Below are 16,394 nucleotides of genomic sequence, written 5' to 3'. Positions count from 1 at the left end.
TCATTGTACCCAGACAACCGGGTGCGTTAGAGTTGCGCCGTTTTTCACACACTGATCGCCAGGAGAGGCCATGACCCAGAATTCCGAAGACAAGGTAAGAGACCTTGCCTACCACCTGTGGGTTGAGGCGGGACAGCCCGAAGGGCGCGCGATGGATTTCTGGCTGGCGGCCGAACTGCATGTCTCGGGTCTGGTGGCAGCCGCCCAGGTCGCCGCGCCGGTGAAACCCCGCGCCGCGAAGCCGAAGGCCGCCCCCAAGGCCGCCCCGTCCGAGGACAAGCCCAAGGCGGCTCCGCGCGGGCGCGCCAAGGCGAAATAGAGTGCGGCGAAACCGGACCGGGCCGCTGGCCCGCTCCGGTTTTCTTTTGGGGGCTCGCCTATTTCGATCCGATGATCAGATCGAGCAGGGGAGCCCACTCGGCGGCATAGGATTTAGCCCGGCTTTCGGTGCTTTCCAGCACACTTGATCCCCGCGCCGCCACCGTCGGATAGAGCTGGGTATCGCGCAGCCGCGCCACCACCGGAAAGCCGAGACCGCCGAAAAAACCGTCGAGACGGTCGCTGGCCCGGGTGCCGGGGCGCAGACGGTTGCCGACCACCGCCACCACCCGCTTGTTCTTGCGCACCGCCTTGACCTTCGACAGCCGTTCGAGGAAGCGGGCGGTCGCATCCTCGTCGAACGCCCCGGGCAGCACCGGAACCACGACGATCTCGCTGATCTCGATCAACGCCTCGACATCTTTGTGATGCATTGCCGCCGGGGCGTCGATCACCAGCCGTTCCAGACCCTTAGGCGGATCGCCGACCTCCTTGGCCCAATCGAGCCCGAGAATTGCCGGGGCGTCCGGGGCGCGTCGCCGCAGCCAATTAAGGCTGGACCCCTGACGGTCGCAATCGCCGATCGCGACAAAGCTGCCTTCGGCGGCGAAAGCGGTGGCGAGGTGGGTCGCCAGAGTGGTCTTGCCGCATCCGCCCTTGATATTGCCAACCAGAACCGTCCGCATTTGTCTCGCGTTCTCCCCTCGAGCCACGGCCTATTGGCCGGTAATGACAAGGTTGGACACCTGCCGCAGCTTGAATGGGCAGGGGCTTGTATTTTCGCCTTCGACCTCACAGATGCGGGGATATCCGTAATCGCTGGTGCGGTCGAGTTCGAGCGTATCGCCCGGAATTACACAGGCATACAGCCGCTCGGTCTGGCCCTTGGGCGGGATTCGCGTGGTGGTGACGAACCAGGCGTCCTTCTCGACCCCTTTCAAAAAGGTGCGGAACTTGCCGGAAAATCCGATCGACACCGGGGTCTTGTTCTCGATCACCACCCGGAGACGACAGCCGCGCTTTTCCGACATGCCGGGAGAGACGAAGGACCAGGTGCTGACGACGACCTCTCCCTCCTCGGCCCCGGCTGCGGCGGCGGGCAGGGCGGGCGGTAGCAGCAGAACCGCAAGGAGTGCGGCAACGGTGAGACGGCGCATAGCCCCCACTCCCGCGACAGAATTTCGATCCGGTCAGGGTAGAAGTCCGTCGCGACGGGCACAAGCGCCTAATCGGTCGCCACCAGTCGAACCGCCTGTAACGGAACGGTCATGTATGATATGCAGACGGCGCTCGTTCGCGGGCTTTTCTGGAACTGTCGGGGGCCTGGTTGATGTTCTTTCGCCTGTTTCGGTCGTTGATGCCGCGCGAAGAGCGATTTGTTGAACTGTTTGAAGCGCATTCCGCGAAAATTCTTGAAGCCTCGCGCGCTCTGGAAGACATGATGGCCGAAGGGGCCGACATGAACCTTCACTTCCGCCGCATCTGTGCGATTGAGGGCGAAGCCGACAAGATCACCCGTGAAACGCTTCAGGCCCTGCACCGCAGCTTCATCACCCCCTTTGACCGCGATCAGATTCACAAGCTGATCACCACGATGGACAACACCGTCGATGGAATCGAAGAGGTGGCCCAGCGCGTCGATCTGTACGGGGTGCGCGATTTCAGCCACGACATGCGCGAACTGGCCGCCGGTATTTCCGGATGCGCCGGATTGCTGGTCCAGGCGATTCCGATGATGCAGCAGGCCACCCGCAACGCCGACGAGATCAACCGTCTGTGCGAAGCGATCGGCCAGGAAGAAAGCGCCGCCGATCAGCGCCAGCGCGACGGGCTGCGCGCCCTGTTCGCCTCCGAGCGCGACCCGGTCCGCCTGATCGCCCGCAAGGAAGTCTATCAGCGGCTCGAAAAGGTCACCGACCGCTTCGAGGACGTCGCCAATGTCATTGAAACCATCGTGATCGAGCTGGTCTGAACGCATCATGGACGGATCCGTCGCTCTACCGATCATCGTGGCGTTGGTTTTTGTTGCCCTGGTGTTCGATTTTCTTAATGGCCTCCACGATTCGGCCAATTCGATCGCCACCGTGGTCTCGACCCGGGTGCTGTCACCCAAATACGCCGTGGCCTGGGCGGCCTTCTTCAACACAGCCGCCCTGTTGTTCTTTGCCCCCCACGTCGCCACCACCATCGGCACCGGCATCGTCGAGCCCACCCTGATCGACACCCATGTCATCTTTGGGGCGCTGGCCGGGGCGATCTTGTGGAACATCGTCACCTGGGTGCTGGGGATTCCGTCCTCTAGCTCGCACGCTTTGATCGGCGGCATCGCCGGGGCCGGAATCGCCAAGGGCGGCTTCTCCGCCCTGGTCACCTCGGGCTTCATCAAGGCCGGGTCGGCGATCGTTCTATCGCCGCTGATCGGGCTCAGTCTGGCGATGTTGCTGATTCTGGCGGTGTCGTGGCTGTGCCGCCGCACCTCCCCCTTTGCCGTCGATCGCCGCTTCCGCGTCCTGCAATTCTTCTCGGCGGCGATGTACTCGCTGGGCCATGGCGGCAATGACGCCCAGAAGACGATGGGCATCATCGCGGTGCTGCTGTTCAGCCAGGGCCTGCTGGGGCCGCAATTCCACGTCCCGATCTGGGTCGCGGTGGTCTGTCAGGTCGCAATGGGCCTAGGCACGCTGTTCGGCGGCTGGCGCATCGTCAAGACAATGGGATCGAAGATCACCGACCTGAAGCCGGTCCAGGGCTTCTGCGCCGAAACCGGCGGGGCGATCACCCTGTTCGCCGCCACCTGGGCCGGGATTCCGGTCTCGACCACCCACACCATCACCGGCGCGATTGTCGGCGTCGGTGCCGCCCGCAAGCTGTCGGCGGTGCGGTGGAACATCGCCGCCAACATCGTCGTCGCCTGGGTCATCACCATTCCGGCGGCGGGCTCGGTCGGCGCGCTGGCCTGGTGGGTCTCGACCAAATTGTGGTAGTCGGTCGTGGAAAAGTCCTTCGGCCTTTGGCCTCAGTGTACTTTTCCCCGGTTCAAAAAGAATCCCCGTGCTCAATCAAGCTTTCTGCGCGGGGATGGATTTGGTTTCCTCCGAAGCCGATGGGCTTTGCCCACGGCATCGGAGGCGGGTTTTCACCAGATTTGCGCGCATAAGCGACGCAAAGCTGGTGAAACGGATAACACGAAAAATGGACGCCGGGCCGCCCCTAGCCCATTTTTCTCCTTTTAATCCAACGGGAAAAAGTACACCGAGCGACAGCGAGGGACTTTTTCACGACCGACTAGAACGTCGCCGGGGCCGGAGCGATTTCCCGCGCCCCTTGCGGGGTGATCTCGCGGATCGCCAGCCCCCGTTCCGCCAGCCCCGCCGGGGTAAGGCGAAACAATCCCCCCGCCCCCAGGAAACCCAGCGGCGATTGCAGCGCGGTGACGCTGTAATCTCCGCCGCCCTGACGCGCCATCAGCGCCGCCAAGGCGGTGGCGTCATAGGCGATCCCGGCCAGCAGACCGGGGACACGGGCGGGCATCGGCCCGAACGCCTTGGCGTAACGCTGCTCGAACGCCTCGTAAGACGACGACGGCGGCGCGGGATACCAGCCGCCGGACAAAGACGGCTCGGACGCCAGCCGGGGATCGTCCCACAGCAAGGTGCCCAGCAGCCGCGGCGGCTCGCCCGCGGTCAGGTAGTAGGACAGCAGCGAAGAGAGGTTACGCAGCCGCACCCCATCATCGGCGATCAGAATCGCGTCATAGGCCGCTTTCTCCCCCGGTGCCGGGCGGCGAGCGGCCAGTCGCTTGACCAAAGCGGTAAAGTCGGTCTGGGCCGGATCGTAATATTCGACCGCGATCAGATCGACCCCCAGACTCGACGCCGCCAATTGGGCGGCATCGGCGACGGCGCGGCCGTAATCGTCGGAGCGGGCCAGCACGGCGATGCGGCGGCGGCCCTGATCGCGGGCATGGGCGATCACCCGGGCCACCTGGGGACCGGGCAGGTAACCGAGCGCATAAATTCCGTTGCCTGCGACGCTGGCATCGGTGGTGAAGGCCAGCATCGGCACCGCATTATCATGCGCCAGCGGTGCCGCCGCCTTGACCTCGAAGCTGAACACCGGGCCGAGGATGATATCGGCCCCTTGCGCCACCGCCTGCGCCATCGCGGCGGCGGCTCCCTCGGCGGTGCCCTTGGTGTCGAGCGGGATCAGGCTGAAATGGGAATCGGCGATCTCGAACAGCGCCAGTTGGGCGGCATTCGACAATGCTTGTCCGGTCGCGGCCTGCGGCCCCGACAAGGGCAGCAGCAACGCCGCCCGCGATTCGGTCTTCACCGCCTTGGGGGCTGTCAGCGACAGCGGAGCCGATGCGGCCGGGGCGAGCGTGATCTCGGGCAGCGGCGGCGGTTCGGGCAGGGTGGGGGCGGGGGCGGCCTGAACCGGCGGCGCAACAGGCGGCGGCACCGCCGCCGGGGATGCGGGCTTGGTTCCGAGCGCCCAAGATGATACGTCTGCCGCTTGTTGACAGCCCGAAAGCACCAGGAAAGCGGTAAGCCATGACAAGGCAGCGACACGGCGCCACCGAAACGCGGACCGGCGCAAAGCAACCCTCCCTGGACCAAGCGGGCGGCGACACCGCCGCCGCGGAAACGTCCGGCGAAATTAGCCCGTGGGGACGCGGAAGTAAACCGGCGGCGGGCCTCTATCTCGTCGCCACCCCCATCGGGAATTTGCGCGACATCACGCTGCGCGCGCTCGACGTGCTGTCCGCCGCCGATCTGGTCGCTTGCGAGGATACAAGGGTCACCGGCAAGTTGTTGCGACTGCTGGGGCTGAAGGCCAGCCTGACCCCCTATCACGATCACAATGCCGATCAAGCCCGCCCGGCGCTGCTGGCCAAGCTGGAACAGGGTGCGGTGGTGGCGTTGGTGTCCGATGCCGGAACCCCGCTAGTGTCCGATCCCGGTTACCGGCTGGTGCGCGATTGCGTCGAACGCGGCATCGCCGTCACCGCTTTGCCCGGAGCCTCGGCGGTGCTGACCGGGCTGCAATTGTCGGCCCTGCCGGTCGAACGCTTTCTGTTCGCTGGCTTCCTGCCGCCGCGAGGAGCCAAACGGCGGGCGGCATTGCAGGAACTGGCGGCGGCCCCTGCCACTCTGGTCCTCTACGAAGCGCCCCACCGCGCCGCCGAAACCCTGGCCGACATGGCGGCGGTGCTGGGCGACCGCGAGGCGGCGCTGGCCCGCGAACTGACCAAGATGCATGAGGAGGTCGTGCGCGGCCCCCTGTCGGAGCTGGCCGCCCGCTTCGCCGCGACTCCGCCGCGCGGCGAGGTGGTGATCGTCGCCGCTCCGCCCGGCGCGGCCGAGGCCCCCAGCGCACTGGATGTCGAAACCCGGCTGCGCCAGCAGATCGAGGGGGGCGCCAGCGTGAAGGATGCCGCCGCCCTGATCGCCGCCGAGACCGGCCATCCCCGCCGCGACGTCTATGCCCTGGCACTAAGACTGTTCCGGGGAAGCAACGAAGAGTGAGGGACGCGACCGGTCAGAACCGGCCCGACCCGAACCGCCGGGCCGCTCACAGGCGGGGACGGGTGGCCGAGATGGTCGCGGCGCTGTGGCTGCGCCTCAAGGGCTATCGTCTGCTCGGCCACGGCGCGGTGACCGGGCGTGGGTCGGGGGCGGGCGAGGTCGATCTGGTCGTCCGGCGTGGCACGGTGGTCGCCTTTGTCGAGGTCAAGTCGCGCCCCAGCCTGGAGCAGGCGGCCCACGCCCTGACCCCGGCGCAACGGCGGCGGATCGAGCGGGGTGCGGCGGCCTTCCTCGCCCGCCACCCCGCTTTGGCCGGATGCGATCTGCGCTTTGATCTGATGCTGCTGGCTCCGGGACGGCTGCCCCGCCACCTCCCCGACGCTTGGCGTCCCGGGGATTAATGGAGCGCAGCGACTGGCACGCCCCGTGCCCGCGAGCCCATGCGAGCGAAAGCCAAGCGAGGGGACCGAGCGCCCGGCGATTGAGGGGAATTAACAGCACTCTTCCTGGAACCGCCGCTTCCCTCTAAACTGCCGCCCAACCGCTTTGTACGCCTTCGGAGGATCAGACCGTGCCCTTTCCGCGCCCTCTGCCGATTGTTCTGGTCGCGACCGCGCTGGCGGGTCTGCTGTCGGGCTGCATCCCGATGCTGATCGGCGCGGGGGCCACCACCGGCGTTGCCGCCGCCGAGGAGCGGGGGATGGGCGGCTCGATCGATGATCTGAAAATCCGCACCGAGATCAATCAGAAATGGTTCGACCGCGATGTCGAGATGTACCGCAAGGTCACCCTTAACATCAGCGAGGGTCGGGTGTTGCTGACCGGGGTGGTGCCGACCGAGAAGAACCGCAACGACGCCGCCGAACTGGTCTGGCAGGTCGCAGGCGTGCGCGAGGTCTATAACGAGATCGTCGTGCGCGGCGACGACGAACCGGGCGGCAGCGGAGCCAACGATCTGTGGATTCAACAGAAGCTGAAGGCCCGTCTGTTGGGCGATGGCGAGATTCGTAATATCAATTTCGTCGTCGATGTCTGCGATTCGGTGGTCTATGTGCTGGGGATCGCCCAGAACGAGGCCGAGATGGAGCGCGTCATCGCCCACGGCCGCGACCTTAACGGAGTCCGCCGCGTCGTCAGCCATATCCGGCTGAAGACCGATCCCCGCCGGACCGGTGGCTGATGACCGAGGCGGCCGGACTGCGACGGCGTCTGGCCGATCTCGGCCGACAGGACGACGCGGCGGTCGCTCCGGTCGAGGCGGCTTTGTGGCTGGCCGCGCTGGTGCGGCCGACCGCAATCGGCGCGATTGCGGCCCAACTCAACACCCTGTCTACCCTGGCTGACGACGTCCGCGCCGCCACCCTGACCGGCTCGTCCGATAGCGCGGCGGTCGAGCGTCATACCGCCGCTCTGACCGGAACCGTATTGATCCGCCACGGCTTTCAGGCGGTCGCCGAGGACGGGAACGAAGAGGACGAGGGCGACCTGGGCAGCGTGATCGAGCGCCGCTGCGGCGACCCGGATTCGCTGGGTCTGGTGTTGCTCGACATTGCCCGGCGCGCCGGACTGAACGCCGAGGCGCTGGCCTTTCCCTGTCGCTTGCTGCTGCGGATCGAAGACGAATCCGGTCGCCGCCTGATTCTCGATCCCGCGGCCCCGGCCCAGCGGCTCGACACCCCCGATCTGCGCGCCCTGTTGAAGGCGGGACGGGGGCTGAGCCACGAATTGGAGCCGTCTCACTTCGTCCCGCTCGGTAACCGCGCCGTGCTGATCCGGGTCCAGACGGCGCTGAAGCAACGTCTGCTGCGGCTGGGACGGCTGGACCGGGCGTTGGCGCTGGTCGAGGGTCTGTTGCTGGTCGCCCCCGACCAGCCGCCGCTGTGGCGCGAGGCCGGGTTGATGCATCTGCGCCAGGGCAACCCGCGCGGGGCGGTCGCGGCGCTGGAACAGTTCGTGATCCGCACCACCGACCCCCAGGCCCGGGCGCGGGCCTTGTCCTTGATGGCCGAATTGAAGACCCGGCCGCACTGAATTTCCGTTAGGAGCCCCCCCGATGAGCCTTGTCGTCGCCATCCAGATGGACCCGATCGAATCGATCGATTTCGCGGCTGATTCCACCCTTGCCCTGGCGCTGGAAGCCGAGCGGCGCGGCCATTCCCTGCTGCATTACCTGCCGACCGATTTGTCCTGGCGGGCCGGTAAGGTCGAGGCTCAGGTCCGGCCGCTGTCGGTCCGCGCCCAGGCCGAGGATTACTTCACCCTGGGCGCGCCGGAACGGATTGATCTGGCCAGCGTCGATGTCGTGCTGATGCGCCAGGACCCGCCGTTCGACCTCGCCTACATCACCGCGACCCACCTGCTCGACCACATCCATCCCCGCACTCTGGTCGTCAACGACCCGACCGAGGTCCGCAACGCCCCGGAAAAGCTGCTGGTCACCCGCTTTCCCGATTTGATGCCGCCGACCCTGATCAGTTCCGACCGCGCCGCGATTGCCGCCTTCCGCACCGAGCATCGCGACATCATCCTCAAGCCGCTGTTCGGCAATGGCGGGGCCGGGGTGTTCCATCTGCCGCCCGGCGACGAGAACATCAACTCGCTGCTCGACCTGTTCGGGCAGCTTTCGCGCGAGCCCTTGATGATTCAGCGCTATCTGCCCGAGGTCCGCCAGGGCGACAAGCGGATCATTCTGGTCGATGGCGAGCCGGTCGGAGCGCTGAACCGGGTTCCGGCGGCGGGCGAGGCCCGCTCGAACCTGCATGTCGGCGGCGAGGCCCGGCCCTCGGCGCTGACCGCCCGCGAACGCGACATCTGCGCCGCGATCGGCCCGACCCTCAAACAGCGCGGCCTGATCTTCGTCGGGATCGACGTGATCGGCGATTACCTGACCGAGATCAACGTCACCTCGCCGACCGGGATCCGCCAGATCGACCGCTTCGACGGCGTCAACCTTGCCGGGCATATCTGGGACGCGATCGAGGCCCGCCGCGCCGAAACGCCAAGAAACTGATTTCAAACGATTTTGTCGCCCTCTGTCTGCACATGATGTTGACGGGGGCGGCGGATCGCCCCGCCTAACTGCGAAAGCGGTTGTCATTTTGGGCTGCACCGACGAATGCAGTCAAACTCGTTGCGGCACAGAACGGAAACTGCCGCCGCGATTCGCGGAGTCCCGCCCATGACCGCCCGAATGGTGATCTTCGATTTCGACGGCACCCTGGCCGATTCGTTCGGCTGGTTCCTCGCCGTGCTTGACGACGTCGCCAAACGCTATGGATTCCGCCGGGTCGGAGCGGACGAGGTGGCGGATTTCCGCCGTCTCGACGCCCGGCAGATCCTGGACCGCCTTGCCTTGCCGCGCTGGAAGCTGCCGCTGGTCGCCGCCCACATGTGCAGCCTGCAAGCCAAGGCCGACATCCGCCCCTTTCCCGGCATCCCCGCTTTGCTCGACGATCTGTCCCGCAGCGGGCTTCGCCTCGCTTTGGTCAGTTCCAACGCCGCCGCCAATGTCCGCCGGGTGCTGGGACCGGACACCATCACCCGGTTCGATCATCTCGATTGCGGTGCGGGATTGTTCGGCAAGGCCGGGCGGCTGAAGACAGTGCTGCGCCGCGCCGCGATCCCCGCCGCTCAGGTCATCGCCATCGGCGACGAAATCCGCGACATCGAGGCCGCCCGCGCCTGCGGAATTGCCACCGGGGCGGTCAGTTGGGGCTACACCGACGGCGACGCCCTGGCCGCGCATTCACCCGATTTCCTGGTCCACAGTCTTGACGAGTTGCGCGTCACGCTGCTGACACAAGCCGGGATTGGTCCTTTTCAGGGCAGAGCCGCCCCTCCATAATAACCGAAACGATTGTTCACTGACCGTCGCTTGTCTGGATTCCGATGACCGCCCACGCCCCCACTGTTGCCTTTGCCGGGATCGACTGTCTCGACATCGACGTTCAGGTTCAGATCGCCGCCGGGCTGCCCGCCTTCATCATCGTCGGCCCCATTGTATCTGTCAGGACCCAGCTCAACGGGATGTGGCGATCGATCCAGACCGCGTTGCTTGGAACGATGGTCCTGCTCTACCCGATGACAGCCACAGCGGTCGATCTGTTACCTCTCAAACGCGGCTATTACGTCGACAAGAGCGTTTCCTGCTCCGAGGCATCCCATGCCACACTGGAATTATTCACTGGCCGGTCTTTCGGGGCTAATTGCGAAGTGAAGATTTTGCGGAAGGTGGGTCAATCCTTCCGCATCATGCAGACCTGCGATGTCAGGGGCGATGTCGCTGACTCGTCCTTCCTTTACACCGTTTTGAACAGGAGGGAATTCCTTCTGGAAAATGATGAGCGCAAGTTTGATTTTCGCTTCTGCGACCAAAAAGACCTCCCTTATCCTTGGTCAAAGAACGACCTGAGTCATATTTTGAAATGAACTCCATGACTGATCACGGTGCCACCGTCGCCTATTCAATTATCGAAATCCTATCGCAGAACTGCGGCTTGAGGTTCAATCATGCGTGCATTCGCAGCTGTCATTAAAGTCGGCTGCCTTTGCCTGACGGTCCTCTTCGGACTAATTCTTGCTGTCGTCGTTTTCAGCGATTCGCCGCCGATCGGCTGTCCAAACTACGGTATTGTTCTCACAAAAATTTCTCCCGATGGGGCGTGGACTGCGGAGAGTGGTGTCGAAGGGTGCCTTCAAGGGGGTGACACGTTTATTTTAATACGAAAATCAGATGAACCCTTTGATTATAGACCAAGAAAACGCGTTGTCTCATTTTCAGACTTTCCCACCATTCGTTTTAATTGGGTGTCGCAAGACGTTTTAGAAATCGGTGTTTCCCGCGACATAAGTGACATGGCCTTTCCGCCCGAATGGCGTGGGATAAAACTACGGTTCAGTTCATTCGATGAAAATAACGAAGAGAAAAGTCGGCATCTGGTGATCGGCCATGGGACAGCTTGGTATGAGAGATAATTGGATGAGTTGGCGAGCTCGGTCATGACCGCCCACGCCCCTACCGTTGCCTTTGCCGGAATCGACTGTCTCGACATCGACGTTCAGGTCCAGATCGCCGCCGGGCTGCCCGCCTTTACCATCGTCGGGCTACCCGACAAGGCGGTGGGGGAAAGCCGGGAACGGGTGCGGGCCGCCTTCAACGCGCTGGGGCTGGCTCTGCCGCCGAAACGGATCACCGTCAACCTCGCCCCGGCCGATCTGTTGAAGGAAGGCAGCCATTTCGACCTTCCCATCGCGCTGGGATTGCTGGCGGCGATGGGGGTGGTGCCGCCCGACGAGATCGAGGGCTATGTCTCGCTGGGCGAACTGGGCCTCGACGGGCGGATTGCCCCGGTGGCGGGGGTTCTGCCCGCCGCAATCGCCGCCCGCACCGCCGAGAAGGGGCTGATCTGCCCCGCTGCCCAAGGCGGCGAAGCGGCCTGGGCCGGAGAGATCGAGGTGCTGGCCCCGTCCTCGTTGCTGGCGCTGATCAATCATTTCAAGGGGAGCCAGGTTCTGTCGCCGCCCGAGCCGCAGATTGCCGAGGACACCGAGTCCCTCCCCGATCTGCGCGACATCAAGGGGCAGGAAACCGCCAAGCGGGCGCTGGAAATCGCCGCCGCCGGTGCCCACAATTTGCTGATGATCGGGCCGCCGGGATCGGGCAAGTCGATGCTGGCCGCCCGCCTGCCCGGCCTGATGCCGCCGTTGGAACCGGCCGAGGCGCTGGAGGTCAGCATGATCCACTCGGTCGCCGGGCATCTGGCCGAGGGTAAGCTGCTGCGTCGCCGTCCCTTTCGCGATCCCCATCATTCCGCCTCCGTCCCCTCGCTGATCGGCGGCGGGCTGCGCGCCAAGCCGGGCGAAGTCTCGCTGGCCCATCACGGCGTGCTGTTCTTGGACGAACTTCCCGAGTTCCAGCGCGGTGCGTTGGAAGCGCTGCGCCAACCGCTTGAGTCCGGCCGTGCCGTCGTCGCCCGCGTCAACGCCCATGTCACCTACCCCGCCCGGATCCAATTGGTGGCGGCGATGAATCCCTGCCGCTGCGGCCATCTGGGCGACCCGGCGCTGGCCTGCACCAAGGCGCCGAAATGCGGTCAGGACTATCAGGCGCGGATTTCGGGACCGTTGTTCGACCGCATCGACCTTCATGTCGAGGTTCCTGCGGTCAGCCCGGCCGATCTGGCCCTGCCCCCGCCCGCCGAGGGATCGGAGCGGGTCGCCGCCCGCGTCGCCGCCGCCCGCCTGATCCAGGCCGAGCGCTATCGCGACCAGCCGATCCGCACCAATGCCGAGGCCGACGGCGCGCTGCTCGACGCGGTCGCCGCCCCGGACGAGGCGGGCCGCCGTCTGCTGGCCGAGGCCGCCGAGCGGATGCGGTTGTCGGCGCGGGGCTGGCACCGGGTGTTGCGGGTGGCGCGCACCCTGGCCGATCTGGAAGCGGTGGAGCGGGTCAACCGCCTCCATATCGCCGAGGCGCTGTCTTACCGCCGACTGATGCCGGGCCGGAACGGGTAGGGGGCGCACAGCCCCCAAACGGTTCTTTATGCCAAGGCCCGGCGATCGGTGCGCCAGCCCGCCGCCATCGCCGCCAGCCCGGATTCGAGACTGACTGGCGGGGTCCAGTCCAGCTCGGCGCGGATCAGGCAATCGTCGATTTCAAGCGAGCCGGTCAGCCGCTGAACCGCCGCCGACCGCCCGGTCACCCGCCCGGCCAACCGCAGCCAGTTGACCGGCACCGGCAGCAGCCGGGCCGGACGGCCCAAAGCGGCGGCAAGGCGGCGGATCAACCCCGGGGTCGAGACCGTTTCGTCATCGCACAGGGTATAGATACGGCAGATGCCGGGGGCGGGGGGGCGATCCAAAGCGCGCCCGATCGCGGCGGTCAGATTGCCCAGACCGATCAGGGCGCGGCGATTGTCGATCGAGCCCAGCGGCAACGGCAGGCCGCGATCAACCGCCTGGATCAGACGGCGCAGATTGCCCTTCACCCCCGGCCCGTACACCAGCGGCGGGCGCAACACCGTAACCGCCAGCCCGGTCCGGGCCGCCAGCGCGGCCAGCCCCAGTTCGGCCTCGCGCTTCGAGATGCCATAGGGATCGACCGGCGCCGCCATATCGGGACCGAACGGAATCGCTCCGGTCTCTTCGCCGTTGGCTTTGATCGAACTGAGGAAAACGAGGTGACGCACTCCCGCCGCCGCCGCCTGCTCGGCCAGGGCCAGGGTCCCGGCGACATTGGCGGCGCGGAACTCGGCCAGCGGATCGGCACTGGTATCGTGCATCACATGGACGCGGGCGGCGAGATGAACCACCGAATCCGCCCCGGCCAGCGCGCCCTGCCAATCGGTCGAAGCCGCCAGTCCGGCAACGGACCGGCGCTCGATACCTTCGGGCAAAGCAGCGTGGGGCCGCACCGCCGCGACGACCTGCTGCCCGGCCTTGGTGAGGTCGGCGCAAAGCGGACGCCCAACGAATCCATTGGCTCCGGTCACCACAATCGTCATCGCACGATCCCCTTGGCCCAGCGGGTCAACAGCGCCAGCAGCAGGGCGACCGTCAGCGCCGCGCCACCACCGGCCCAGGCGGGAAACCCGGCGGCAGCCAGAGCGGCCCAGCCGATCAGGGCCAGATTGCCGACCAGAATCGCCCGGGTCACATCGGCATGGGAGCGGCCGCCGCGCACCGCCCGCTGATAGAAATGGCGGCGGTGCGGTTGCCAGATCCGTTCGCGGTCAAGCGCCCGCCACAGCAAGGTGATCGTCGCGTCGGCAAGGTAATAAGCGGGCAGGATCAGAGCGGCGGCGACCTGCCCTTGCGCGGCCAGCCCCACCAGCAGCGCGCCCAGCAGGAACCCGAGCGGGATCGAGCCGCAATCGCCCAGGAAAATCCGCGCGGGCGGCCAGTTCCACAGCAGAAAGCCGAGCCCGGCGGCGGCCAGGGCAAGGGCGAAGGGCAGGGAGCCCAGGCCCAGCCCGGCGATCACAGTTACCAGGGCGATTCCGCCGCCCACACTGGCGGTCTCGGTGCCGGTGATGCCGTCGATCCCGTCCATGAAATTGTACAGATTGACGAACCACAGCCAGCCCAGCCCGGCGAGCAGACGGTCGCCCCACAGCGGCAGCAGGCCCTGGAACACCCTCTGATCGGGACCGAGCAGCGACAGCCCGACCACCACCGCCAGGGCATGGGCGGCAAAGCGGGGCAGCGGCGGCAATCCCCGGCGGTCGTCCAGCCAGGACAGCCCCATCAACCCCAGGGCCAACCCGGCCAGGATCAGGAAGGTGCTTTGTCCGCTCCACGCCGCGACGGCAAGCCACACCAGGGCGACGACGGGAGTCACCGCCATTCCGCCGCCGCGCGGCACCGCGATTGTGTGGCTGGAGCGCTCGTTGGGACGGTCGAGAATCTGTTTGCGGGTCAGCCAGCCCAGCACCTGACGGGTCGCCAAGCCGGTCAGGGCGAACGAGGCTCCCGCCGCGACGGCACCGGGGAGCAGATCACCCGGCACCATCACCGGGCCTCGTCGCCGCCGGATGCCGCATCGACCAGCGCCGGACTGACCGGGGGCTGGCCGTTGGGCTGATATTCCGGCACCAGCCGCCGCAGGATGCCCAGCGCCATTTCGACCTGACGGGACCGGCAGGACTGGCGCAATTCGTCGATCGCCCGGCCCAGCGCCTCGGCATCGACGGCGCGCGGCGTCGCCACCAGCAAACCGGGTTGCCCGGTCGCCACCGGCGGCTCGGCTCCGTGGAAAATCTCCTCGAACAGCTTTTCGCCGGGCCGCAGGCCGGTAAAGGTGATCGCGATGTCGCGGTCGGGCCGCAACCCGGCCAGCCGGATCATCTGCCGGGCGAGATCGACGATCCGCACCGGCTCGCCCATGTCGAGCACGAAAATCTTGCCGCGATAATCGGCGTTACGCGCCCCGAATTGCGAGGCGTGCAGCACCAGTTCGACCGCTTCGCGCACCGTCATGAAATAGCGGGTCATGTCGGGATGGGTGACGGTGATCGGCCCGCCCGCGGCCAGTTGGCGCTGGAACAGCGGCACCACCGAGCCGGTCGAACCCAGCACGTTGCCAAAGCGGACGGTGACGAAGCGGGTGCCGCCCGGCCGTTGCCCGGCGGCAAGGTCGAGCGCCTGGGCGTACATTTCCGCCACCCGCTTCGACGCCCCCATCACATTGGTCGGATTGACCGCCTTGTCGGTCGAAATCTGCACCATCAGCGCCGTTCCGGCCTCGATACAAGCATCGGCGACAATGCGGGTACCGATTGCGTTGGTCAGAATCCCCTCTTCGGGATTGTGCTCGACCATCGGCACATGCTTCAGAGCGGCGGCATGGAACACCAGATCGGGGCGGTGGTCCGCCATTGCCTGACCGACCCGCCCGGCGTCGCGGACGTCGCCCAGCAACGGCACCACCTGGGGCGCGTCGGGCCGCGCGCTCAGTTCCTGGTCGATGGTATAAAGGTTGAACTCGCAGGCTTCGAACAGGACCAGCCGTTCGGGCGCAAACGTGGCGATCTGGCGCACCAGTTCCGAACCGATACTGCCCCCGGCCCCGGTGACCATCACCCGGCGGCCCCGGATCAGGACTTCCAGTCCGGACCGGTCAAGCGCCTGCTGCGGCCGCCCCAGCAAATCCTCGACCGCGATCGGGCGGATCGGAATTTCGTCGCCCAGACCGTCCTTGAGGTCGGTCAGGCGCGGAATCCGCCCCATAACCATCCCGAGACGGTCGGCGGCGTCGAACAATTCGCGGACGATCCCGCCGTCCAGCCGGTGGTCGGTGATGATCAGACGCTGCGGGGCCTGACCGCGCCGCTTCAATTGCTCGACCACCGCGTCAAGCTCGTCGATCGAGCCCAGCACGTCGATACCGTGGATATTGCGTCCGACTCTGGCGCCCCGTTCGCTGACCAGCCCGACGGCGCGGTATTCGGCATCGACCGAGCGAGTGGCGCGAATGAACAATTCGGCCTCGTCCCCGGCCCCGACCAGCAAGGCCGGAATCGCCTCGGTATTAAAGGCGCGCCGGGCCTGACGACGGTCCTTGAGGCTACGATACAGAAAGCGCGGCCCGCCCAGCAGAGTCAGCAGGACGAACCAATTGATGATCAGCACCGAACGCGGCACCGTCTCCAACCGGTTGACCAGGAACAGCACCACGGTAAAGACCAGGATCGTCAGCGTGGCAGCGCGCACCAACCCGGCCATGTCGCTGGTCGAAGCATAGCGCCACACCCCGCGATAGAGCCGGAGCGACAGAAACACCGGGATCGCCACCGCAACGAACAGACCGGTCCCGATCAGCAGGTCCTGGTCGCTGCGGAGCGACCACTGGTCCGATCCCAGCCGCAAATAAAGCGCGGCGAGAAACGAGAACGCGGCCATGACGACGTCGTGGGCAAACGCGATATAGGCACGCGACAGCTTCAGCTTCATTCCCAGACCTCGGGACGACAAACGGTTCCCTTCTTTAGACCCTCTTGCCCCCTCTGTCACGACGCCTCCGCCGCTGACAGGCCAAGGCGCTGCGCTTTT

At 66.1% G+C, this 16,394-nt stretch carries 18 protein-coding genes; 12 read left to right on the top strand and 6 right to left on the bottom strand.

All coding sequences use genetic code 11. The features are described 5' to 3' along the window. Positions 1-70: 70 nt before the first annotated feature. The gene (locus tag BLW40_RS03165) at positions 71-319 is read left to right on the top strand and encodes a DUF2934 domain-containing protein (protein ID WP_074765459.1); all 249 of its coding nucleotides are present in this window, start codon (positions 71-73) and stop codon (positions 317-319) included. Positions 320-377: 58 nt separating this feature from the next. Here BLW40_RS03165 and BLW40_RS03160 read toward each other — a convergent pair whose 3' ends face one another. Next, positions 378-1,004 (bottom strand): ParA family protein, encoded by a 627-nt coding sequence (locus tag BLW40_RS03160; RefSeq protein ID WP_074765457.1) that lies wholly within the window; start codon positions 1,002-1,004, stop codon positions 378-380. Between the two features lie 30 nt (positions 1,005-1,034). Next, positions 1,035-1,475 carry a hypothetical protein gene (locus tag BLW40_RS03155; RefSeq protein ID WP_074765456.1) on the bottom strand — a complete coding sequence of 147 codons (441 nt, stop codon included), beginning with the start codon at positions 1,473-1,475 and terminating at the stop codon, positions 1,035-1,037. 173 nt (positions 1,476-1,648) lie between these two features. Between BLW40_RS03155 and BLW40_RS03150 the strand changes: the two genes are divergently transcribed. Further along, positions 1,649-2,290, top strand: coding sequence for a DUF47 domain-containing protein (locus BLW40_RS03150; RefSeq protein ID WP_074765454.1), 642 nt, complete (start codon positions 1,649-1,651; stop codon positions 2,288-2,290). 7 nt (positions 2,291-2,297) lie between these two features. Next, positions 2,298-3,302, top strand: coding sequence for an inorganic phosphate transporter (locus tag BLW40_RS03145; protein WP_074765452.1), 1,005 nt, complete (start codon positions 2,298-2,300; stop codon positions 3,300-3,302). A 301-nt stretch (positions 3,303-3,603) separates the two neighbouring features. Here the strand turns inward: BLW40_RS03145 and BLW40_RS03140 are convergent, their stop codons facing one another. Beyond that, positions 3,604-4,779, bottom strand: coding sequence for a penicillin-binding protein activator (locus BLW40_RS03140; protein WP_074765450.1), 1,176 nt, complete (start codon positions 4,777-4,779; stop codon positions 3,604-3,606). A 92-nt stretch (positions 4,780-4,871) separates the two neighbouring features. Here BLW40_RS03140 and rsmI point away from each other — a divergent pair, with 92 nt between their 5' ends. From rsmI to BLW40_RS03100, 9 genes are all read left to right on the top strand, one after another. Further along, entirely contained in the window at positions 4,872-5,846 is a 975-nt protein-coding gene (gene rsmI, locus BLW40_RS03135; protein WP_083386595.1) for a 16S rRNA (cytidine(1402)-2'-O)-methyltransferase, read from the top strand. Then, positions 5,843-6,247, top strand: a complete 405-nt coding sequence (locus BLW40_RS03130) for a YraN family protein (protein ID WP_074765448.1) — start codon at positions 5,843-5,845, stop codon at positions 6,245-6,247. The genes rsmI and BLW40_RS03130 overlap by 4 nt, the downstream gene beginning before the upstream one ends. 170 nt (positions 6,248-6,417) lie before the next feature. After that, entirely contained in the window at positions 6,418-7,026 is a 609-nt protein-coding gene (locus BLW40_RS03125; protein WP_074765446.1) for a BON domain-containing protein, read from the top strand. After that, positions 7,026-7,877, top strand: a complete 852-nt coding sequence (locus tag BLW40_RS03120) for a transglutaminase family protein (RefSeq protein WP_074765445.1) — start codon at positions 7,026-7,028, stop codon at positions 7,875-7,877. Before BLW40_RS03125 ends, BLW40_RS03120 begins: the two co-directional genes overlap by 1 nt. A gap of 22 nt (positions 7,878-7,899) precedes the next feature. Further along, positions 7,900-8,856, top strand: a complete 957-nt coding sequence (gshB, locus tag BLW40_RS03115; RefSeq protein ID WP_074765443.1) for a glutathione synthase — start codon at positions 7,900-7,902, stop codon at positions 8,854-8,856. Between the two features lie 168 nt (positions 8,857-9,024). Continuing rightward, positions 9,025-9,690: an HAD hydrolase-like protein gene (locus BLW40_RS03110; RefSeq protein WP_074765440.1), complete on the top strand. Its 666-nt coding sequence runs from the start codon at positions 9,025-9,027 to the stop codon at positions 9,688-9,690. Between the two features lie 44 nt (positions 9,691-9,734). Beyond that, positions 9,735-10,274 carry a hypothetical protein gene (locus BLW40_RS18115; protein WP_342027649.1) on the top strand — a complete coding sequence of 180 codons (540 nt, stop codon included), beginning with the start codon at positions 9,735-9,737 and terminating at the stop codon, positions 10,272-10,274. A gap of 81 nt (positions 10,275-10,355) precedes the next feature. After that, complete coding sequence (locus BLW40_RS17300) at positions 10,356-10,820, top strand: hypothetical protein (protein ID WP_139305470.1); 465 nt, start codon at positions 10,356-10,358, stop codon at positions 10,818-10,820. 24 nt (positions 10,821-10,844) lie between these two features. Continuing rightward, positions 10,845-12,359: a YifB family Mg chelatase-like AAA ATPase gene (locus BLW40_RS03100; protein WP_074765800.1), complete on the top strand. Its 1,515-nt coding sequence runs from the start codon at positions 10,845-10,847 to the stop codon at positions 12,357-12,359. A 26-nt stretch (positions 12,360-12,385) separates the two neighbouring features. Here BLW40_RS03100 and BLW40_RS03095 read toward each other — a convergent pair whose 3' ends face one another. The 3 genes from BLW40_RS03095 to BLW40_RS03085 are packed head-to-tail and all read right to left on the bottom strand — an operon-like array spanning position 12,386 to position 16,295. Beyond that, positions 12,386-13,348: an NAD-dependent epimerase/dehydratase family protein gene (locus BLW40_RS03095; RefSeq protein WP_074765438.1), complete on the bottom strand. Its 963-nt coding sequence runs from the start codon at positions 13,346-13,348 to the stop codon at positions 12,386-12,388. Beyond that, entirely contained in the window at positions 13,345-14,355 is a 1,011-nt protein-coding gene (locus tag BLW40_RS03090; RefSeq protein ID WP_074765436.1) for an MraY family glycosyltransferase, read from the bottom strand. Before BLW40_RS03090 ends, BLW40_RS03095 begins: the two co-directional genes overlap by 4 nt. Further along, on the bottom strand, positions 14,355-16,295 hold the full coding sequence (locus BLW40_RS03085; protein ID WP_074765434.1) for a polysaccharide biosynthesis protein: 1,941 nt from the start codon (positions 16,293-16,295) through the stop codon (positions 14,355-14,357). Before BLW40_RS03085 ends, BLW40_RS03090 begins: the two co-directional genes overlap by 1 nt. Positions 16,296-16,394: the final 99 nt, after the last annotated feature.

Source organism: Magnetospirillum fulvum, from assembly GCF_900108475.1.
GTDB classification, from domain to species: Bacteria; Pseudomonadota; Alphaproteobacteria; order Rhodospirillales; family Magnetospirillaceae; genus Phaeospirillum; species Phaeospirillum fulvum_A.
This window is presented reverse-complemented; position numbering and strand designations above follow the sequence as displayed.

Excerpts from the sequence above, each read along its gene's own strand:
- BLW40_RS03110 (WP_074765440.1), top strand. The coding sequence starts at position 9,025 with ATGACCGCCCGAATGGTGATCTTCGATTTCGACGGCACCCTGGCCGAT.
- BLW40_RS03165 (WP_074765459.1), top strand. The coding sequence starts at position 71 with ATGACCCAGAATTCCGAAGACAAGGTAAGAGACCTTGCCTACCACCTG.
- gshB (WP_074765443.1), top strand. The coding sequence starts at position 7,900 with ATGAGCCTTGTCGTCGCCATCCAGATGGACCCGATCGAATCGATCGAT.
- BLW40_RS03155 (WP_074765456.1), bottom strand. The coding sequence starts at position 1,475 with ATGCGCCGTCTCACCGTTGCCGCACTCCTTGCGGTTCTGCTGCTACCG.
- BLW40_RS03150 (WP_074765454.1), top strand. The coding sequence starts at position 1,649 with ATGTTCTTTCGCCTGTTTCGGTCGTTGATGCCGCGCGAAGAGCGATTT.
- BLW40_RS03100 (WP_074765800.1), top strand. The coding sequence starts at position 10,845 with ATGACCGCCCACGCCCCTACCGTTGCCTTTGCCGGAATCGACTGTCTC.
- BLW40_RS03145 (WP_074765452.1), top strand. The coding sequence starts at position 2,298 with ATGGACGGATCCGTCGCTCTACCGATCATCGTGGCGTTGGTTTTTGTT.
- BLW40_RS17300 (WP_139305470.1), top strand. The coding sequence starts at position 10,356 with ATGCGTGCATTCGCAGCTGTCATTAAAGTCGGCTGCCTTTGCCTGACG.
- BLW40_RS18115 (WP_342027649.1), top strand. The coding sequence starts at position 9,735 with ATGACCGCCCACGCCCCCACTGTTGCCTTTGCCGGGATCGACTGTCTC.
- BLW40_RS03120 (WP_074765445.1), top strand. The coding sequence starts at position 7,026 with ATGACCGAGGCGGCCGGACTGCGACGGCGTCTGGCCGATCTCGGCCGA.
- rsmI (WP_083386595.1), top strand. The coding sequence starts at position 4,872 with ATGACAAGGCAGCGACACGGCGCCACCGAAACGCGGACCGGCGCAAAG.
- BLW40_RS03095 (WP_074765438.1), bottom strand. The coding sequence starts at position 13,348 with ATGACGATTGTGGTGACCGGAGCCAATGGATTCGTTGGGCGTCCGCTT.
- BLW40_RS03085 (WP_074765434.1), bottom strand. The coding sequence starts at position 16,295 with ATGAAGCTGAAGCTGTCGCGTGCCTATATCGCGTTTGCCCACGACGTC.
- BLW40_RS03160 (WP_074765457.1), bottom strand. The coding sequence starts at position 1,004 with ATGCGGACGGTTCTGGTTGGCAATATCAAGGGCGGATGCGGCAAGACC.
- BLW40_RS03090 (WP_074765436.1), bottom strand. The coding sequence starts at position 14,355 with ATGGTGCCGGGTGATCTGCTCCCCGGTGCCGTCGCGGCGGGAGCCTCG.